18 protein-coding genes are annotated in these 15,358 nt (G+C 61.7%); 13 read left to right on the top strand and 5 right to left on the bottom strand.

The annotated features are described in order from the left end of the window. Window positions 1-10 precede the first annotated feature (10 nt). The 6 genes from LT40_RS02865 to LT40_RS02840 are packed head-to-tail and all read left to right on the top strand — an operon-like array spanning window position 11 to window position 6,074. Window positions 11-2,929: a monovalent cation/H+ antiporter subunit A gene (locus LT40_RS02865; RefSeq protein WP_043186254.1), complete on the top strand. Its 2,919-nt coding sequence runs from the start codon at window positions 11-13 to the stop codon at window positions 2,927-2,929. Continuing rightward, complete coding sequence (locus tag LT40_RS02860; RefSeq protein WP_043186251.1) at window positions 2,929-3,273, top strand: Na+/H+ antiporter subunit C; 345 nt, start codon at window positions 2,929-2,931, stop codon at window positions 3,271-3,273. Before LT40_RS02865 ends, LT40_RS02860 begins: the two co-directional genes overlap by 1 nt. After that, window positions 3,270-4,949, top strand: a complete 1,680-nt coding sequence (locus LT40_RS02855; protein ID WP_043186249.1) for a monovalent cation/H+ antiporter subunit D — start codon at window positions 3,270-3,272, stop codon at window positions 4,947-4,949. The genes LT40_RS02860 and LT40_RS02855 overlap by 4 nt, the downstream gene beginning before the upstream one ends. Next, window positions 4,946-5,434 carry a Na+/H+ antiporter subunit E gene (locus tag LT40_RS02850; protein ID WP_043186244.1) on the top strand — a complete coding sequence of 163 codons (489 nt, stop codon included), beginning with the start codon at window positions 4,946-4,948 and terminating at the stop codon, window positions 5,432-5,434. Before LT40_RS02855 ends, LT40_RS02850 begins: the two co-directional genes overlap by 4 nt. Continuing rightward, on the top strand, window positions 5,431-5,709 hold the full coding sequence (locus LT40_RS02845) for a K+/H+ antiporter subunit F (protein ID WP_043186241.1): 279 nt from the start codon (window positions 5,431-5,433) through the stop codon (window positions 5,707-5,709). Before LT40_RS02850 ends, LT40_RS02845 begins: the two co-directional genes overlap by 4 nt. Further along, complete coding sequence (locus LT40_RS02840) at window positions 5,706-6,074, top strand: Na+/H+ antiporter subunit G (RefSeq protein ID WP_043186237.1); 369 nt, start codon at window positions 5,706-5,708, stop codon at window positions 6,072-6,074. Before LT40_RS02845 ends, LT40_RS02840 begins: the two co-directional genes overlap by 4 nt. A 1-nt stretch (window position 6,075) precedes the next feature. Here LT40_RS02840 and LT40_RS02835 read toward each other — a convergent pair whose 3' ends face one another. Then, window positions 6,076-7,092 (bottom strand): ABC transporter substrate-binding protein, encoded by a 1,017-nt coding sequence (locus LT40_RS02835; protein WP_043186234.1) that lies wholly within the window; start codon window positions 7,090-7,092, stop codon window positions 6,076-6,078. 69 nt (window positions 7,093-7,161) lie between these two features. After that, window positions 7,162-7,629: a hypothetical protein gene (locus LT40_RS02830; RefSeq protein ID WP_084139709.1), complete on the bottom strand. Its 468-nt coding sequence runs from the start codon at window positions 7,627-7,629 to the stop codon at window positions 7,162-7,164. A 509-nt stretch (window positions 7,630-8,138) separates the two neighbouring features. On the opposite strand from LT40_RS02830, the gene LT40_RS02825 reads away from it, so the two are divergent. Next, window positions 8,139-8,375: a DUF2789 domain-containing protein gene (locus tag LT40_RS02825; RefSeq protein WP_043186230.1), complete on the top strand. Its 237-nt coding sequence runs from the start codon at window positions 8,139-8,141 to the stop codon at window positions 8,373-8,375. Window positions 8,376-8,396: 21 nt separating this feature from the next. Here the strand turns inward: LT40_RS02825 and LT40_RS02820 are convergent, their stop codons facing one another. Further along, window positions 8,397-8,801 carry a TraR/DksA family transcriptional regulator gene (locus LT40_RS02820; protein ID WP_043186228.1) on the bottom strand — a complete coding sequence of 135 codons (405 nt, stop codon included), beginning with the start codon at window positions 8,799-8,801 and terminating at the stop codon, window positions 8,397-8,399. A gap of 287 nt (window positions 8,802-9,088) precedes the next feature. Between LT40_RS02820 and LT40_RS02815 the strand changes: the two genes are divergently transcribed. Continuing rightward, window positions 9,089-9,733, top strand: coding sequence for a YceH family protein (locus LT40_RS02815; RefSeq protein WP_043186226.1), 645 nt, complete (start codon window positions 9,089-9,091; stop codon window positions 9,731-9,733). Window positions 9,734-9,740: 7 nt separating this feature from the next. Here the strand turns inward: LT40_RS02815 and LT40_RS02810 are convergent, their stop codons facing one another. Beyond that, entirely contained in the window at window positions 9,741-10,559 is an 819-nt protein-coding gene (locus LT40_RS02810; RefSeq protein WP_043186224.1) for a shikimate 5-dehydrogenase, read from the bottom strand. A 182-nt stretch (window positions 10,560-10,741) separates the two neighbouring features. On the opposite strand from LT40_RS02810, the gene LT40_RS02805 reads away from it, so the two are divergent. From LT40_RS02805 to pbpG, 3 genes are all read left to right on the top strand, one after another. Beyond that, window positions 10,742-11,125: a hypothetical protein gene (locus LT40_RS02805; protein WP_043186222.1), complete on the top strand. Its 384-nt coding sequence runs from the start codon at window positions 10,742-10,744 to the stop codon at window positions 11,123-11,125. A gap of 111 nt (window positions 11,126-11,236) precedes the next feature. After that, window positions 11,237-11,425 carry a hypothetical protein gene (locus LT40_RS02800; protein WP_043193264.1) on the top strand — a complete coding sequence of 63 codons (189 nt, stop codon included), beginning with the start codon at window positions 11,237-11,239 and terminating at the stop codon, window positions 11,423-11,425. A gap of 216 nt (window positions 11,426-11,641) precedes the next feature. Continuing rightward, window positions 11,642-12,562: a D-alanyl-D-alanine endopeptidase gene (gene pbpG, locus LT40_RS02795; RefSeq protein WP_043186219.1), complete on the top strand. Its 921-nt coding sequence runs from the start codon at window positions 11,642-11,644 to the stop codon at window positions 12,560-12,562. Window positions 12,563-12,633: 71 nt separating this feature from the next. Here the strand turns inward: pbpG and LT40_RS02790 are convergent, their stop codons facing one another. Further along, the gene (locus LT40_RS02790; protein ID WP_043186216.1) at window positions 12,634-13,077 is read right to left on the bottom strand and encodes a hypothetical protein; all 444 of its coding nucleotides are present in this window, start codon (window positions 13,075-13,077) and stop codon (window positions 12,634-12,636) included. Window positions 13,078-13,305: 228 nt separating this feature from the next. Here LT40_RS02790 and LT40_RS02785 point away from each other — a divergent pair, with 228 nt between their 5' ends. Together LT40_RS02785 and LT40_RS02780 are read left to right on the top strand one after the other, a co-directional pair. After that, window positions 13,306-13,989 (top strand): response regulator transcription factor, encoded by a 684-nt coding sequence (locus LT40_RS02785; protein WP_043186214.1) that lies wholly within the window; start codon window positions 13,306-13,308, stop codon window positions 13,987-13,989. Further along, window positions 13,967-15,358, top strand: a complete 1,392-nt coding sequence (locus LT40_RS02780) for a sensor histidine kinase (protein ID WP_043186210.1) — start codon at window positions 13,967-13,969, stop codon at window positions 15,356-15,358. The genes LT40_RS02785 and LT40_RS02780 overlap by 23 nt, the downstream gene beginning before the upstream one ends.

Genomic DNA, 15,358 nt, shown 5'->3' with positions numbered 1-15,358 from the left:
TTAGAAGCCTATGTCCTTGATAGTACTATTGCTTCTGCCCTTCGTAGGCAGTTGCGTGGCAGCCATTCTGCCGCACAACGCACGCAACGCAGAGTCCCTTCTGGCCGGACTGGTCGCCTTGGTCGGCACGGTACAGGTAGCCATGCTGTATCCGCAAATTGCCGACGGCGGCGTGATACGCGAGGAATTCCTCTGGCTGCCCAGCCTGGGACTCAACCTGGTACTGCGCCTGGACGGCTTCGCCTGGCTCTTTTCCCTGTTGGTGCTGGGCATCGGGACACTGGTGGCGCTCTATGCGCGTTATTACATGTCTCCCCAGGACCCGGTACCTCGCTTCTTTGCCTTTTTCCTGGCGTTCATGGGGGCCATGCTGGGCCTGGTTATCTCCGGCAACCTGATCCAGATGGTGTTCTTCTGGGAGCTGACCAGCCTGTTCTCCTTCCTGCTGATCGGCTATTGGCATCATCGCGCCGACGCTCGCCGCGGCGCGTACATGGCGCTCATGGTGACCGGCGCCGGCGGCCTGTGCCTGCTCGCCGGGGTTCTACTGTTAGGCCATATCGTCGGCAGCTACGACCTGGACAAGGTGCTGGTGGCTGGAGACGCGATCCGTGCCCATGGCCTGTATCCCGTCATGCTGACTTTGGTCCTGCTGGGCGCGCTGACCAAAAGTGCGCAGTTTCCGTTTCATTTCTGGCTGCCTCACGCGATGGCCGCGCCAACACCGGTGTCGGCCTATCTGCACTCGGCAACCATGGTCAAGGCCGGGGTGTTCCTGCTGGCACGGCTATGGCCGTCACTCTCGGGCAGCGAGCAATGGTTCTGGATCGTCAGTGGCGCGGGGGCCTGCACCCTGATGCTCGGTGCCTATGCGGCAATGTTCCAGAACGACCTGAAAGGTCTGCTCGCCTACTCGACGATCAGCCACCTGGGGCTGATCACCCTGCTATTGGGCCTCAACAGCCCACTCGCGGCGGTCGCGGCAGTGTTCCATATTCTCAACCACGCCACGTTCAAGGCGTCGCTGTTCATGGCGGCCGGCATCATCGACCATGAAAGCGGGACGCGAGACATCCGCCGTTTGAGTGGACTGTTCCGTCTGATCCCATTTACCGCAACACTGGCCATGGTTGCCAGCGCGGCCATGGCCGGAGTGCCGTTGATGAACGGCTTCCTGTCCAAGGAAATGTTCTTCGCGGAGACGGTTTTCATCAGCTCGACAGCCTGGGTGGAGATCGCCCTGCCCGTGGTGGCAACGTTGGCCGGCATTTTCAGCGTTGCCTATTCGCTGCGCTTCACGGTGGACGTGTTCTTCGGACCGAAAGCGACCGACCTGCCTCACACTCCCCACGAGCCGCCACGCTGGATGCGTGCACCCGTCGAGTTGCTGGTGCTGACGTGCCTGGTGGTCGGCGTCTTTCCTGCTCAGTCGGTGGCGCCGTTTCTTGCTGCAGCGGCATTGCCAGTCGTAGGTGGCGAGCTGCCTGAGTACAGCCTGGCGATCTGGCATGGCTGGAACGCACCGATGGTCATGAGCCTGATTGCGATGGGCGCGGGCGTTCTTCTTTATGTATTGCTGCGCAACCAGTTCCGTCACGGTCGCTTGCGCTATCCACCCGTGATCGAGCGTTTCAACGGCAAGCGCATGTTCGAGCGTTCGCAGGTGGTGATGATGCGGCTGGCACGCCGGATCGAGCTGCTGCTGACGACACGACGCCTGCAGGCGCAGTTGTTCATGCTGGTGCTGGTCGCCGTCCTGGCCGGTCTGGCGCCGATGCTCTACAGCGGCCTGAGCTGGGGTGACCGGCCAAAAATCCCGGGGTCGGGCGTGTTCGTGATCCTTTGGCTGATTGCCATTGCCTGTGCGCTGGGTGCGGCCTGGCAGGCGAAATACCACCGTTTGGCCGCCCTGACCATGGTCAGCGTGTGCGGATTGATGACGTGCGTCACGTTTGTCTGGTTCTCGGCGCCGGATCTTGCGCTTACGCAGCTGGTGGTAGAAGTGGTCACTACGGTATTGATACTGCTCGGACTGCGCTGGCTGCCACGACGGATCGAGGAAGTCGCGCCGTCCCGGGCGACCCTGGACCGCGCCAAGCTGCGCCGCCTGCGGGATCTGGTGCTGGCACTGGCGGTCGGCGGCGGCATGGCACTGTTGTCCTATTCGATGCTCACACGTGCAACGCCCAACTTCATTTCCGAGTTCTACCTCAGCCGCGCCCTGCCCCAAGGCGGCGGGACCAATGTGGTCAACGTCATGCTGGTGGATTTCCGCGGTTTCGACACCCTGGGCGAGATCACCGTCCTGGCCGCAGTGGCGCTGACCGTTTTCGCGCTGCTGCGACGCTTTCGTCCCCCCAAGGAAAGCATGCAACTGCCCGCGCAGCAGCGTTCGCTGGCGCCCGACGTAGCCACCGACCTGGTCAACCCGCGCGGTGCGGACGATACGGCGCTGGGCTTCATGATGGTGCCGGCGGTTCTGGTTCGCCTGTTGCTGCCCGTGGCGGTGATCGTGTCGATGTATCTGTTCATGCGCGGGCACAACCAGCCGGGTGGCGGATTCGTTGCCGGCCTGGTGCTGTCGGTAGCGTTCATCCTGCAATACATGGTGGCAGGCACGCAGTGGGTCGAGGCGCAGATGCGACTGCGACCCTTGCGCTGGATGGGTACCGGGTTGCTGTGCGCCACCGTCACCGGCCTGGGTGCCGTGGCTCTGGGCTATCCGTTCCTGACCACGCACACGGCGCACGTACATTTGCCCTTGCTGGGTGACTTGCATGTGGCCAGCGCGCTTTTCTTCGACATCGGCGTCTTCACCGTGGTGGTCGGCTCGACCTTGCTGATTCTTACCGCCCTGGGTCACCAGTCGGTGCGTAGTCATCGCCCGTCGAGCCTGCCCAAAGGCATTGCCCCCAAAGGAGCCGTCTGATGGAAGAAGTGATAGCGATCGCCATCGGCGTACTCGCCGCGTCAGGCGTCTGGTTGATTCTGCGTCCGCGGACGTTCCAGGTGGTCATGGGCCTGTGCCTGCTGTCCTATGGAGTTAATCTGTTCATCTTCAGCATGGGCAGCCTGTTCATCGGCAAGGAGCCGATCATCAAGGAAGGCGTGCCGCAGGACCTGCTCAATTACACCGACCCACTGCCCCAGGCCCTCGTACTGACAGCCATCGTCATCAGTTTCGCGATGACCGCGCTTTTTCTGGTGGTGCTGCTGGCATCGCGGGGCTTGACCGGCACTGACCATGTAGACGGCCGGGAGCCCAAGGAATGAGCTGGATGCCCCATTTGATCGTCGCGCCCATCATCCTGCCGCTGTTCACCGCAGCGTTGATGATGTTGCTTGGAGAAAAGCATCGTTCGCTGAGAGCGCGAATAAACATCATCTCCAGCATGCTCGGATTGGCCATCGCCTGTTACCTGATGTGGTGGGTGCAGGACCAGGGCCAGGCGGGCTCGATAGGCGTATACCTGCCCGGCAACTGGCAGGTGCCATTCGGTATCGTGCTGGTGGTAGATCGACTGTCGGCGTTGATGCTGGTGCTGACGGGCATCGTCGGGGTCTGCGCGCTGCTGTTTGCGATGGCCCGATGGGATCGCGCCGGCGCCAGTTTTCATGCGTTGTTCCAGATCCAGTTGATGGGGCTCTACGGTGCGTTCCTGACGGCTGACCTGTTCAACCTGTTCGTGTTCTTCGAGGTGCTGCTGGCCGCGTCGTACGGTTTGATGCTGCATGGTTCGGGCAAGGCCCGAGTGTCGGCAGGCTTGCACTACATCGCAATCAACCTGCTGGCTTCGTCGTTGTTCCTGATCGGTGCGGCAATGATCTACGGCGTCACGGGCACCCTGAACATGGCTGACCTGGCGTTGAAGATCCCCCTGGTTCCGGAGGCGGATCGCGGCTTGCTGCACGCCGGCGCGGCCATCCTGGCAGCAGCCTTCCTGGCCAAGGCCGGCATGTGGCCGTTGAATTTCTGGTTGGTGCCTGCCTACTCGGCTGTCAGTGCGCCGGTCGCGGCCTTGTTCGCCATCATGACCAAGGTAGGGTTCTATACCCTGCTGAGGCTGTGGACGCTGATGTTTTCCGGCCAGGCCGGTGCTTCGGCTCACTTCGGCGGCCAATGGTTGATATACGGTGGATTGGCGACCATTGCCGTGGCTGCCGTCTGCATCCTTGCGGCGCAGCGCCTAGAACGCATGGCCAGCCTGAGCATCCTGATTTCGGCGGGCATACTGCTGGCGGCGATCGGCTTCGGGCAAAGCGGCTTGATCGCTGCCGCTTTGTTCTACCTGGTCAGCTCCACTCTGGCGCTCAGCGCGCTGTTCCTGCTGGCCGAGCTGATCGAACGTTCGCGCTCGGCCAACGAAATTCCGCTGGAGTACGATGCCGAACCGCTGCCCGCAGCGGTCGAGGCACTGCATCCACCCAAGGGCATCAACCTGGACGACGAGCAGAAGGCCGTGGTGGGCCAGGTGATTCCCTGGACGATGGCATTCCTAGGCTTGAGTTTCATTGCCTGCGCACTGCTGATCATCGGCATGCCGCCACTGTCCGGTTTCATCGGCAAGCTGAACCTGATCGCCGCACTGTTCAACCCCCAGGGCCTGGGGGTTGCCAGCGAGCAGACCCTGAGCGCAAGCGCCTGGGCCTATCTGGCGCTGCTGATTCTCTCGGGGCTGGCATCGCTGATTGCCTTGGCACGCGTCGGCATGCAGCGCTTCTGGACGCCCCACGAGCGGCCTTCACCGCTGCTGCGTCTGAACGAGTGCGTGCCGATCATGGTCTTGCTGGGGCTCTGCGTGTTGCTGGCCATGCGTGCCGAGCCGCTGTTGCGCTACACGGCGGACACTGCGGCCATGCTCGATGACCCCAAACAATATGTGATGACAGTGCTGGGCGCCCAACCGGTGCCAGGTCCGACCACAGCCAGCCTGGAGGGTGAACCATGAGCCGTCTGCTCCCTGCCCCAATGCTGTCGATCGCCCTCGCTATCCTGTGGCTGCTGCTCAATGTATCCCTGAGCGCTGGCAACCTACTGCTTGCGGTGCTGCTGGGGTGGCTGGCGCCATTGCTGATGTCGCCGCTGCGGCCTCAGGCAGTACGCATTAGCCGGCCCATGGTGGTGCTGCGATTGCTGCTGCGCGTTGGCGGCGGCGTGCTGGTGTCCAACCTACAGGTGCTCTGGCAGGTATGGACCATGGACGCTCGTCCGCCACGCTCGGCTTTCGTGGAGATTCCGCTACAGCTGCACAATGCCAACGGACTGGCCGCCCTGGCGGCCGTCGCCACTGTGATTCCCGGTACCGTATGGTCCGAGTTGGCGCTGGACCGTAGCGTGTTGCTGATGCACGTGCTGGACCTGGATGACGAGGCGCAGTTCATCGAGGAATTCAAGGACACCTACGAGCGTCCGCTGATGGAGATCTTCCAATGAGCGCATTGCTGTCCAACGCCATCGTTGCGAGCCTGTTCATTTTTGCCTTGGCCATGCTCCTCACGCTGATAAGGCTGTTCAAGGGGCCGTCCGCCCAGGACCGGGTACTGGCCCTGGACTACCTCTATATTCTGGCGATGCTGGTCATGCTGGTGCTGGGTATTCGCTACGCCAGTGACACCTACTTCGAGGCTGCCCTGCTGATTGCCCTGTTCGGTTTCGTGGGGTCGTTCGCGCTGGCCAAATTCCTGCTGCGTGGAGAAGTCATCGAATGAACTCGCTACAGATATTGCCATTCTGGGTGGAAGTGGCCACGGCCGTACTGTTGCTCGCCAGCAGCCTGTTCGCATTCACCGGCGCCCTGGGGCTGCTGCGCTTCAAGGATTACTTCCAGCGCATGCACCCGCCGGCACTGGCATCCACGCTGGGCGCGTGGTGCGTGGCACTGGCGTCGATCCTGTACTTTTCCTGGCTCAAGCACGGGCCAGTCGTGCATGCCTGGCTCATACCCATTCTGCTGTCGATCACCGTACCGGTGACCACGCTGCTGTTAGCCAGGGCGGCACTGTTTCGTAAACGTACCGCGGGGGAAGCAGTGCCTGCCGAAGTCAGCAGCCACCGCAGCGATAGCGGTCACTGAATCACTTCAGGCTGGCGCTGACCTTGCTGGCGACTTCTGCAGGTAGCCAGGCTTTCCACACTTGTGGATGATCCTTGAGAAACGTTTCGCTGGCCTGGCGCGGCGAAGTACGGGCTTCGCTCATGTCGGCCAGGGCCTTGTTCAGGGGCTCGATGGGCAGGTCGACCTTGGCGAAGAAATCGACCAGTTGCGGATACTCTTGCTGGAACGCCTTGGACACCCCTATCGACAGCTTCGAGGGAAGCGAGCGTGTCGGTAGCGGCGCAGGATTGTCGGCGTCGGTCAGGGTGGCCCAGGCCTTGGCATCGAAAGGCGGCTCTTCGAGCTGGATGAGCTTGTAGCGCCCGAGCAGTGGGGTCGGTGACCAATAATAGAAAAGCACTGGCTTGCCGCGACGGATAGATGAAGCGATCTCTGCGTCCAGTGCGGCGCCCGAGCCGGAGCGGAAATTGACGTAGTCGTCGGTCAGCTTGTAGGCCTTGAGTTTCTGCGCGTTGACGACTTCGGATGTCCAGCCGATGGGGCTGTTGAGAAAGCGGCCCTTGTCGGGACTTTCCGGGTCTTTGAAGACGTCTTTGTAGCGCGGCAGATCGGCGACGCTGCGTAGCTCCGGCGCCATGGGTTTGATGCCTTTGGCTGTATCTCCCTTGATCACGTATTCGGGAACGAACCAGCCTTCGGTGGCGCCTTTGACGGTGTCGCCCAGGCCAATGACCTTGCCTTCGGCTTCGGCCTTGACCCACACCGGGCTGCGCCCTGCCCATTCTTCGGCGATGACCTGGATGTCGTTCTTGGCCAGCGCCGTTTCCAGGGTGATGGTCGTGCCGGGTTGGGTATCGGTGGGCAAGTCGTAGCCCTTCTCGACGATATAGCGCAGCAGCTCGGTGATGAGGCTGCCACTTTCCCAATTCAGATCGGCGAAATGGATGGGCGCCGTCTGCGCGTGAACGGGCAAGGCTGCAGTCGACAGCCAGAAGCCGGCGCCACAGGCTGCCAGCCAGGCACGTAATCCTTTCATGCGGGGTTCCTCGGTAAACAGTCGATGACGTGGTTAAGTCACTTTACTGTAGCGCAGGTTCCCCGGGGGTTATTCGCTGGGTTTGAAAGTCAACTCGCCCTTGCGCCATTTGGCTGCCTTGGCCGTGGCAGCCTTCAAGATCTTGCCCAGGTTTTCCTCGATGCGCTCGTTGGCGGCAAACACCAGCATCACGGTCTGGCCTTCCTTGAACACGATGCCTTCGCCTTGCGCCATGCTGACGAATGCATATTCGCCCAGCCCATAAACCGTCAGCTTGATGTCACGGAACTTGAGCTCGAACTTGCCGCCTTCGCGGCTGGGCAGGACGGCGGCGCGAAAGTGGTCACCCACTTTGAGTTCAAGCCTGGGCTTGTCGTCGACCACCAGCGCGGACTCGGTATCGAGTTCGGCCATGTAGATGCCTTCCGCGCTTTGTTCAGTGACATAGACAAAGCGCGAATGAAAGAGTTTGACCAACTTCGCACGCAAGTCGCCAAGCACAAACAGTGCGTGCATATCCAGATTACTTACTGCCAATGAAGAATCCTCAAATCGAAACACAGACTACCGAACGCTGTTGGCGTGGTAATAACCTGAAGACGCGGGGAGCGCCGAACGGTCGGCAGCACGTGCAATGATTGCCACCGACCTGCTAACGAAAGACTAAAGGATCGAACCTTGATCCGGGATGCGCAGCGTCGACCCTGCTGTAGGGAAAATTGCCGATGACCGCGAAGGAAAAAGGCAAACCTGAACATGTGTGGCAGAGCGGCGCCGGGGCGGCATCGAGCAAGCGACAACCCACATGGACAGGGCGCTGGAGCGCATGACGGTGATCTGGCGCGAATAGTACCGAATCGAACCCCGGCGCGGTCAAGAAGTTTGTTGCACGCCCCGGTCGGAATGAAAGCGCTGCAGTGGTCGATACCACGTGTTGTTCGTGCCGCAAACAAACCCGCCATTGCAAGCGAACTCTGGCGAGGCCCTCGCCTCAGATACTGGGTAACCTTTCAATCATGGCTGGAAACAGCCACAGAGGAGTCATCATGGATCTGCCGAACCCAAGCCTTACTGGCCTTTTCGATCAACTGGGCCTGGACAGTGACGAGGCCAGTATTCAGAAATTCATTGCCGAGCATCAGCTCGATCAAGACACCAAGCTGATCGATGCGCCCTTCTGGAGCGACCAGCAACGCAGCTTTCTGAAGGAAGAGCTGCACAGTGATGCCGAATGGGCGCCCATCGTGGATGAGCTCAATGTGGCTCTGCATCCGCAGGCGTAGCAAACGCCTGCGTGGCAGCAATCAGGCCTGACGCTGGTGCTTGTCGATCTGCTCGTGGCGCTCTTGCGCCTCGATGCAGTATTTAGTGGTAGGACTGATGAGCAGACGCTTCAAACCGATCGGTTCGCCGCTGTCATCGCACCAGCCGAAGCTGTCGTCGTTGATACGGCCCAAGGCCATTTCCAATTGCGGCAGCAGGCGCTGGTCGCGATCGATGACATTGACCAGCCAGTGACGCTCCTCTTCCACAGAGGCAGCGTCAGCAGGATCGGCAGGCGTATCCAGGCTTTCGATGGCTACACGGCTTTGCTCGATACGCTCCTGGGTCTCGATTTTCATGGCCTTCAACAATTCGGTGAAGTAGGCCAGTTGCTCGGCGTTCATGTAGTCATCAGCCGGCATGGCCAGCAACTTTTCCTTTGTCATTGATTTCTCTGCAAACGAATAATGCGCTAGGGCAAAACAGGAAGCCCGCGACGCCGGAAGCGACGCAGGCAGAATTCTTCAAGCACCACACGGCACATGGTCAAGAGGGGCGGCAGTCTAAGGCCGGGCTTCACGCGCAGCAACCCTAAATTTGGCGCGCGTTCGGGTGATGGCGTGCCAGGCAGTACGTGGCCGCGCCACAGGCGGCGGCAGGCAGGCTTGACGAGAATTTTTATAGCATACTGGCCCACTGCAGATTGCCTGCGACGATTGCCTGGGGTTCCGCCATGACCGATGTTGAAACAACCACTTCCGAACCGCTCAGGCTCGATGCCGTCGAGATCCGCGTGTTGGGCGCGCTGATCGAGAAGCAGGCCAGCAATCCTGAAACCTACCCACTCACGCTCAATGCGCTGGTGCTGGCGTGCAATCAGAAAACCAGTCGTGAACCGGTGACTCAATACACTCAAGGGCAGATCGGGCAGAGCCTGCGGGCGCTCGAAGGCCGGCAGATGACCCGGCTGGTAATGGGCAGCCGGGCCGATCGCTGGGAGCATCGGCTGGACAAGGTGCTCGAGTTGGTCCCCGCCCAAGTCATTCTGATGGGCCTGATGTTCCTGCGCGGACCGCAGACCGTGGGTGAGCTGCTGACGCGCAGCGCACGCCTGCATGATTTCGAAGACGTGGAGCAGATCGTGCATCAGCTCGAGCGTTTGATCAGTCGCAATTTTGCCGTGCATGTGCCGCGCCAGGCGGGTCAGCGCGAGGATCGCTATACCCACGCCCTGGGCGATCCTGCGGCCATCGAGGCCATCATGAGCGCCCGAGGCGTGGTATCCGAGCGCGGCAATTACAGGCCCGAAGACGCTCGCTTCGATGAGCTGGAAGCGCGGATCGCAGCGCTGGAAGAACGTCTGTCGCGACTGGAATGAGGTATGGCTAGCCGCGGGCGTACTCGGTGGCCAGGCATACCTGTTCGGCCGTCGGACGCACGCCGGTGTAGAGCACGAACTGCTCCAGGGCCTGGATTGCGATGACTTCCAGGCCGGTGATCACCGGCTTGCCCAGCTCCAGGGCGGCTGTGATCAGCGGCGTTTGCCATGGCAAGGCGACGACGTCCAACACCTGTTGCGCCGCTTCGATGGCGGCCCTTTCGAACGACAGCTCTTGGGCCTGGTCGCCTCCGCTCATTCCGATAGGGGTGACGTTGACCAGCAACTGCGGGCGCGAATCGCCCAGCTCGGCCTGCCAGGGATAACCGCAGCTGTCGGCCAGGGCGCGGCCGGTTTCATAGTTGCGGGCGATGATCAGGCCATTGCTCATACCCGCATCGCGCATGGCCGACGCCACGGCCTTGGCCATGCCGCCGCTGCCGCGCAGGGCGAACGAGGTCTGGGGGTCGACGGCGTGTTTGTCGAGCAGTTGGCGGATGGCCAGGTAGTCGGTGTTGTAGGCCTTCAGATGGCCGTTGTCGTTGACGATGGTGTTGATCGAGTCGATGGCCGAGGCCGATGCATCGAGTTCGTCCACTAACGGTATGCAGGCTTCCTTGAATGGCATGGAGACGCCGCAGCCGCGAATACCCAGGGCTCGAATGCCACCGACGGCCGCCGGCAGATCATCGGTGGTCATGGCCTTGTAGTAGTAATCAAGACCCAGTTGGTCGTACAGATGGTTGTGAAAGCGCACCCCGAACGTTCCGGGACGTGCCGCGAGCGACATGCACAGGATGGTATCGCGGTTGGGAGCTATGGACATCGGTGGCCTCCGAGCGGCGTGTGGCATGCAGGGGCAGGCAGACGAGGCCCTGCCCTTACACAAAATTTACCCATCGACGGGGACGCTTGTGACGGTTTTTTTGTCATAGTCATGTCCCCGGCGAAATGATTTGAACCTATCGCAGGTTCGAACGCCAGGGCGCGAAACACGAGGAATCTATCATGATGCGTCAACTTCCCAAGATCGCTCTGCTGGTAGGCGCGCTGGCAATGGCCGGCCAGGCCTCTGCACACGGCGGCGGCTGGCATGGCGCCGGGCCTGGCCTATTGGGTGCGGTACTGGGCGCAGCCGTAGTGGGCGCGGTGGTGACGTCCAACGCACCGCAACGGGTCTATGTGGAGCAGCAGCCGGTTTATGTGCAGAGCCCGCCGCCCGTCTATGTGCAGCAACCAAGCTACGTGCAGCAACCGGTGTATGTGCAGCAGCCCGTGTATGTCCAGTCGCCGCCTGTGTATGTACACCCTTACCCCGTGTACGCGGCACCGCCGCCGCCACGCGGCTATTATGGACCGCCGCCAGCGTATTACGGCCCGCCACGCTGGTGAGTTGCGAGCGAGCGGTGATAGGGATTGTCGATGGTGACTATCGAGCAAGGTGATTTCTACGATGTGGGCCAACCTCGTAAGGTGGATGGCAGGAACCACCGGAGGTGTCTCATGCCTGTATTAAGAATCATGTCGGTAGTCGGCAGCGCGGTCCCGGAAAAATTGCGTGACCTGGGCCTTTTGGCGTGCTGGTACGTGGTGCGCGACGGCGAGCCTATCAGCGGGCCCCTGCCCTCCCTGCCCCATGCCAAACAAGCGTACGCCACGCTCAACGCTGAGCAGTCCCACGCCCTGGCCTGACCCCGCGCAATACTGCAGAGCCCCGCCTTGCGGGGCTTTTTGTTGGGCTGTGATTGTCGAACTGTGCACTGGATGATGTTTTCTTCACGCAACGCACCTTACCGGGCGCGACAATCGACAGGCGCTTTGCCATACTCCGGCCGTGTGACATTCGACACTCTCGACCCCGCCTCGACCCTCAGCCCGATCGACCTCTTTTTTCAGTGAGCGCTCCGCGTGAAGACCCCGCTATCTCTTTTCAGCCTGTTGTTGGCTTTGACTACTTTCGTTGCCGCCCCAAACCTGCAAGCGGCGGAAAAAGCCGCCATCCCGCGCGACCCATCGCAGTTGCACCTGGCCTCGGGCAGTGCCCTGCTGATCGATCTGCAGACCAACAAGGTGGTCTACGAGAACAACGCCGACCATGTGGTGCCTATCGCGTCGGTCACCAAGCTGATGACCGGCATGGTCGTGCTGGACGCCAAGCAGTCGATGAGCGAAGTGATTTCCGTGGACATCACCCACAACAAGGAAATGAAGGGTGTGTTCTCGCGGGTCAAGCTGGGCAGCGAGATGAATCGCCGGGACATGCTGCTCATCACCCTGATGTCGTCGGAGAACCGCGCGGCGTCGAGCCTCGCGCATCATTACCCGGGCGGCTACGGCGCGTTCATTGCGGCGATGAATGCCAAGGCGCGGTCGCTGGGCATGTCCCACACACGCTATGTGGAGCCGACCGGGCTGTCGACCAGCAACGTGTCGACCGCCCGCGATCTGGCCAAGCTACTGGTGGCAGCACAGCAGTATCCGTTGCTGAGCGAGTTGAGCACCACTCGGGAAAAGACCGTGGCGTTCAAGAAGCCCAGCTACACACTGGGCTTCCATAACACCGATCATCTGATCAACAAGGATGACTGGGACATCAAGATCACCAAGACCGGTTTCACCAACATGGCGGGCCACTGCCTGGTGCTGGTAACGCGCATGGGCGGTCGGCCGGTGGCCATGGTGATCCTCGATGCGTTCGGCAAGTACACGCACTTTGCCGATGCCAGCCGCCTGCGCAAATGGGTGGAAACCGGCAAGAGCAGCGCGCCGCCAGCGGCGGCGATGGACTACAAGGCGCAGAAAAAACAGATGCGCCAGGCCGCGGACTGACGGAACCGACCTCTACTCGACGCTGCCTCGCGCTTGCGCGCGAGCTGATCGGAGCAAGCAGCCCGTGGGCCTCAGGCCGTGGTACTGACCATGGAACCCGCGGTGCTGCTGCCTGATTCCTGCATGGCCTGGAGCAGTGCGGCGGTGGCGGTCTGCAGGCCTGCGGAGGTGGCGACCACCTGGGCCTGAATGGCGGCCACGGCGGCGGCCTTGCTGTCTTCGCTTTGCTGGCTGGCCTGGATACGGGCCATCTCCTGTTGCTGCTCTTGCAACTGTTTCTGCAGCTCGGCGATCTGCTTCTGCAGTTGCTTGATCGTGTCCGAGGTGTCGCTGCTGCTCTGCGCGGCGCCTGCGCCACCTGCTCCACCGACCGGGGCGCCCTGCTCGCTTGCGGTAGACGTGCCGACGGCTTCTGCTGCCTCACCGTCGGTGACCGCTACGGGCGCAGAGGCGACAGTGCTGACAGCGGCAGGGCGAATGCTCAAGGTGTTGGCGATGTTGCTCAGGGTGGTCATGGCAGTTGCGTCCCAATGGTCTGTGACCGTTACATCGGCCCGAATCGGCAAGGCTTTAGCAGAACCGTGGAGCTGACCCGTCGCTCGTCGGCGCGGAGTCGGCGCAGGCCCTTGCCCTTGGCCAGAAACGAAGAGGTGGCGCAAGATGAAAAAAACTTCAACGAGCCCGGCGCGGATTGTTGTCACAATGCCGCCATCCTCAGCAGACATCATCGGGTAGAGACCAACATGACTCGCGTACTGACCATCGAAGACGATGCCGTGACCGCTCGGGAAATCGTGGCGGAACTGAGCAGCCACGGCCTGCAGGTCGACTGGGTGGACAACGGCCGCGAGGGACTGGTCAAGGCGGTCAGCGGCAACTATGACGTGATCACCCTGGATCGCATGTTGCCGGAGCTGGATGGCCTGGCCATCGTCACGACCCTGCGCACCATCGGCGTGAGTACGCCCATCCTGATGATCAGCGCGCTGTCGGATGTGGATGAACGCGTGCGCGGCCTGCGCGCCGGTGGCGACGACTACCTGACCAAGCCGTTCGCGTCGGACGAGATGGCGGCGCGGGTCGAGGTACTGCTGCGCCGCAACAACGCAGTGGCCGCCGCCGACAATACGCTGCGCGTGGCCGACCTGACCCTGGACCTGATGACACGCGAGGCACGCCGTGGCGAGCAGGCGTTGAACCTGCTGCCCACCGAGTACAAGCTGCTGGAGTTCCTCATGCGCAATGCCGGGCAGATCCTGACGCGCATGATGATCTTCGAAGAAGTCTGGGGTTATCACTTCGACCCGGGCACCAACCTGATCGATGTACACATCGGCCGCTTGCGCAAGAAGATCGACCCACCGGGCACCGCACCGTTGATCAAGACCGTGCGAGGCTCCGGCTATGTCATTGCCGAACCTGTCTAAAGGCTGGCGTTCTTCCAGCAGTCGGCTGCTGGCGCTCTACAGTTTTTTGTTCGTGGCCTGGAGCAGCCTTCTCATGGGGGTGCTGTACTACGAGGTCTCGACCTACCTGGCCGACCTGGCGCGGCACTCCCTGATGCAGCGTCAACATCTGTTCTCGCGTTTTCACGGCGAAGCGCTGAACGAAGCGCTGGCCGCCAGCGAAGCGTTCGACGACCGCACGTTCGACGCCTATGGCCTGTTCGACCTGCAACTGCGACCGTTGTCCGGCCAGTTGCTGCAGGTGCCGCGCGGCCTGCCGCTGGACGGCCGTATCCACGACCTGGACAGTTGCCTGGACAGCGACAATCCGCAAATGCCGCAGAACAGCTGCGACGCGGTGGCCATGCGCACCCTGGATGGCCGCTGGCTGGTACTGGTGCGCGACAACGGCTCGTTGTTCGCGGTAACCCACATCATTCTGCGCGCACTGCTGTGGGGAATCTCCCTGACGATCATTCCGGGCATTGCCGGCTGGCATCTGTTGCGCCGCCGGCCGTTGCGACGGATCCGCGCCATCGAGGCGAGCGCCAATGCGATCGTGGCAGGTGACCTGACCACCCGCCTGCCGTTGTCGGACCGTCGCGACGAACTGGACATGCTCGCGGCCATCGTCAATGCCATGCTCGAGCGCATCGAGCAGCTGATGATCGAAGTCAAGGGCGTCTGTGACAACATCGCCCATGATTTGCGTACGCCCCTGACCCGCCTGCGGGCCCAGCTGTACCGCATCCAGCAGGAGGCGCCAGCGGATTCGCGCCAGGCGTTGCAACTGGACGAAGTGATTGCCGAAACCGACACGCTGATGGCGCGGTTTCGCGGGCTGTTGCGTATCTCGGAGATCGAGGACCACCGCCGCCGTTCGGGCTTCATTTCCTTCGACCCGCAACCGCTGCTGCACGAACTGCACGACTTCTACCTGCCCCTGGCCGAAGACGAGGGCATCAATCTGCGCCTGGACGTGCCGAACACGCTGCCAATGCTGCATGGTGACCGCGCGCTGCTGTTCGAAGCCGTCGGCAACCTGCTCAGTAACGCCATCAAGTTCACCCCGGCCGACGGCCTGGTGGTGCTGCGTGCTACTGCGGAAAACGGCGCCACGCGGCTAGAGATCAGCGATAGCGGGCCGGGCATCGCGCCCGAGGAACGTGAGGCGATCTTTCAACGTTTCTATCGCTGCGAGGGCGATGGCCAGCACAGCGGTTTCGGCCTGGGGCTGTCAATCGTGGCGGCCGTGGTCAAGCTGCACGGGTTTACCCTCGAAGTGGGCAGCAGCGAACAAGGTGGCACGCGGATGACCCTGTGGTGCCGGCAAAGCAAAGCATTGGTGTGA

This window comes from Pseudomonas rhizosphaerae (genome assembly GCF_000761155.1).
GTDB lineage: Bacteria > Pseudomonadota > Gammaproteobacteria > Pseudomonadales > Pseudomonadaceae > Aquipseudomonas > Aquipseudomonas rhizosphaerae.
The sequence above is the reverse complement of the archived record's forward strand: the minus strand, read 5'-3'. Positions and strand labels throughout refer to the sequence as shown.